1 tRNA gene is annotated in these 265 nt (G+C 40.8%); it reads left to right on the forward strand.

The features are described 5' to 3' along the window. Positions 1–51 precede the first annotated feature (51 nt). Positions 52–128 (forward strand) — tRNA-Trp (locus VOR_RS0111370). Positions 129–265 lie beyond the last annotated feature (137 nt).

The raw sequence follows: 265 nt of genomic DNA on the forward strand, positions 1-265 counted from the left end.
AGCCTCAGCAGTCATGTTGAGGTTTTCTTCAATGAGAAGCATAAATTATTTAGGGGTGTAGCTCCAACTGGCAGAGCAGCGGATTCCAAATCCGCGTGTTGGGAGTTCGAATCTCTCCACCCCTGCCATTTATCAAGCCTCTGCAGAAATGCTGAGGCTTTTTGCTATTTTTCATCTCCTTATTATTTTTTTGGAATATTCTGGTTCTTCAATAAAATATTGTACCCATAGGGTATTAATACCACTCTGTAAATTAACGGGTCAG

This window comes from Vibrio ordalii ATCC 33509 (assembly GCA_000257205.1).
GTDB classification, from domain to species: domain Bacteria; phylum Pseudomonadota; class Gammaproteobacteria; order Enterobacterales; family Vibrionaceae; genus Vibrio; species Vibrio ordalii.